This window comes from Mesorhizobium sp. M1E.F.Ca.ET.063.01.1.1 (assembly GCF_003998155.1).
GTDB lineage: Bacteria > Pseudomonadota > Alphaproteobacteria > Rhizobiales > Rhizobiaceae > Mesorhizobium.
Map to the genome: position 1 here is coordinate 1 of NZ_RZSC01000757.1, position 2,738 is coordinate 2,738.

Genomic DNA, 2,738 nt, shown 5'->3' on the forward strand with positions numbered 1-2,738 from the left:
AATGTGAGACGACCTTGCATGCTGATCGCCCATCTCCCGTCGGGCTATATTCTGGGAAGACTTGCGCGAAGACGGTGGCGGGAGGTGCCAGGCATCGTGACTGCCGCAATGCTCGGCAGCGTCGTCCCGGACATCGACATGCTCTATTTCCACCTGATCGATGGCGGTCGCACCCACCATCACGCCTATATCACACACTGGCCGTTGTTCTGGGTGGTGATTGGATCGGCAAGCCTCTCAGTCGGTCGGTTGCTCGGTTTACCGCATCTGCCATCGATCGCCGCCTTCTTTGCCGGAGCCATGTTGCATATGGCGCTCGACACGGTGGCGTCGCCGATCATGTGGCTGGCGCCATTCAGTCGTCATCCCTTTGAGCTCGTGGCGATTCCGGCCAGCTATGGGAACTGGGTGCTGAGCTTCGTTCTGCATTGGACTTTTGGGCTTGAACTCGTGATTTGCACCTGGGCCTTGTGGCTTGGATGGCCGCGACCGCCACTTCCGGTCGACACGCCTCAAAAGGGCACTTGAGTTCTCATCGGCTTTGTGAAATAGCAGCGCCCGTATACGGGCATAGCTCAGTTGGTAGAGCGGCGGTCTCCAAAACCGCAGGTCGTAGGTTCGAGCCCTGCTGCCCGTGCCATTCCTTCAAGGGATCAGGCATCTGGCGATCACCTTGATCGCCGAGTTGCCGAAATCAGCCTCACACATCTCTTGGACAAGCCGCGCGCATTGCCACCCTTGATGTTATCCACGTCGATGGCTGACAGCACGTTCTCAGCCCGAAGTAGTTTCGGCCCGGCTGGCACTGTCCATCGCGCACACTTGAGAATCGAATACGCTATGGCATATTCGAAACTGATTTATGGCGCCTCAACATATAAGTACGATGGATATCAAGGGAATCGACCTCAACCTCCTCGTATCGCTCGACGTATTGCTGAAAGAGCGAAATGTCACACATGCGGCCGCACGGCTTAACTTGAGCCAGCCCGCGCTATCCGCCCAACTCAGCCGGCTCCGACAAGCATTCGAGGATCCGCTTCTTATCCCTGCAGATAACGGACGCGGAATGGATCCGACAGCTCTGGCGCTCGAACTAGTCGAGCCTCTCCACACCGCCCTTAAGGACCTGGAGGTTTTGGTCCGGCGTCGGCCTCGCTTCGACGCGTTAAATGATATCCGCGATTTTCGGATCGCAACCACAGACAATGGCGTCGTGGTAATCGGCTTGCCGCTGTTGCGGCGACTACAAACCGAGGCTGGCTCAGGGATTCGGCTGGCCTTTCGCCTGCTTGATAGCACCGGATCGACGGAACAGGTCGACCGAGACGACATCGATCTCCTCATCGCACCTCCGAGCATGGTTCCATCGATGTTGAAAAGCCGTCGCCTTTACGACGAAACCTATTCGATGGTGCAGCGCAAATTCCATCCTCGAGGTAATCGGCGGCCGGACCTCGATGCCTACTGTGCGTTGGATCATATTCTAGTTTCCCTGGATGGAGGCGGGTTCGAGGGGAGAGTCGATAAAGTTCTGGCTGAAACCGATCGCAGCCGGCGTGTCGTCTTATCTATGCCCAGTTTTACCCTAGTGCCGCCCGTGCTTCGCACCACGGATTATGTCTGCACAATGCCGACCCGGTTCGTCCGCACTCTCGACGATGACTGTGAATGCTTTGAGCTACCGTTTCTTGTTCCGGGTTTCGCCATGCATATGGCCTGGTACGCGCGGCATCACCACGACCCGGCCAATCTCTGGCTCCGCCAACAAGTGCTGGGAACGGCGCAAGGCGCTGAAGCACCCTAAGAGACCGTTCGAAGCCATTGCGGAGAGCGGGCGATCTGCGGTTCTCGACGAAACGCTGGCGCATTTAAATGTTTCAGCGTTGTTAAGACCGGGGCTTGCCTGCAGGGACCGTTTTGGCCAGTTGATGTCGCTCCGATTAATTCGGCGACCAATCCTCGGGCGCGGTGCTGCTACCCAAGAACGCTTCAATAATGTGGGAGAGAGCTTCGGGCCGTTCGTCGGGGATGAAGTGACCCGTATTCTCCATCAAAACCGGCGTTACCGAGCGCGCCACTTGTCGCATGCTTTCCGCCACCATAGATCCCAGTCCATACTTGGCTCCAATGGCTAAAACTGGAATAGTTAGCGGCGTTCGCGACAATTCGGTGTTGTCAGCGATATCGCGGTCAATCGTCCGATAGAGTTGAAGACTTGTCGCCAGCCGGCCGGGCCGTGCGTAGCTGTTTTCGTAATAGGTGATGACTGCTTCTGAGAAGCTGCCAGGAACGATGTGGAATCCTCTATTGCGGTAGAACCAATCTAAGAATTCTTTCTCGTGTCCCGCGAGAACTTTCTCAGCAAAGTCGGGGATCTCAAAGAAACCAAAGAACCACAATGGGTTGTGAAGAAGGGGAGCGAACTGTTTCGTGGTCCAGGGGCCGTCGGGAGCACCCTCCGCGACTATAAGTTTGTCAACAGCATCGCGGTGGATAGCGGCGTAGGCATAGGCTACGGGACCACCCCAATCATGGCCGACTACAGTTGCTCGCAAATAGTCAAGCCTCGTCATCAACTGGAAAAGATCTTCGGCAAGCGTCTTGCGGTCATATCCCGTTGATGCAATTTGTGATTCTCCGAATCCGCGTAGGTCGACGGCAATAACGGTGTGCTTCGTTGCAAGGAGAGGCATCATTTTACGCCACTCGTGCCAATCCTCCGGCCACCCATGGAT

3 protein-coding genes and 1 tRNA gene are annotated in these 2,738 nt (G+C 56.3%); 3 read left to right on the forward strand and 1 reads right to left on the reverse strand.

Going from position 1 to position 2,738, the window contains the following annotated elements; genetic code table 11:
* The 3 genes from EOA29_RS31800 to EOA29_RS31810 all read left to right on the forward strand — a co-directional run.
* Positions 1 to 528 (forward strand): metal-dependent hydrolase (locus EOA29_RS31800; RefSeq protein WP_245468607.1); only part of this gene is annotated, 528 nt, incomplete at its 5' end.
* Positions 529 to 564: 36 nt separating this feature from the next.
* A tRNA-Trp gene (locus EOA29_RS31805) sits at positions 565 to 640 on the forward strand.
* Positions 641 to 886: 246 nt separating this feature from the next.
* Positions 887 to 1,807 (forward strand): LysR family transcriptional regulator, encoded by a 921-nt coding sequence (locus EOA29_RS31810; protein WP_126094123.1) that lies wholly within the window; start codon positions 887 to 889, stop codon positions 1,805 to 1,807.
* Positions 1,808 to 1,943: 136 nt separating this feature from the next.
* On the opposite strand, the gene EOA29_RS31815 is transcribed toward EOA29_RS31810, so the two are convergent.
* The coding region (locus EOA29_RS31815; RefSeq protein WP_145969910.1) for an alpha/beta hydrolase at positions 1,944 to 2,738 on the reverse strand (795 nt) is incomplete at its 5' end.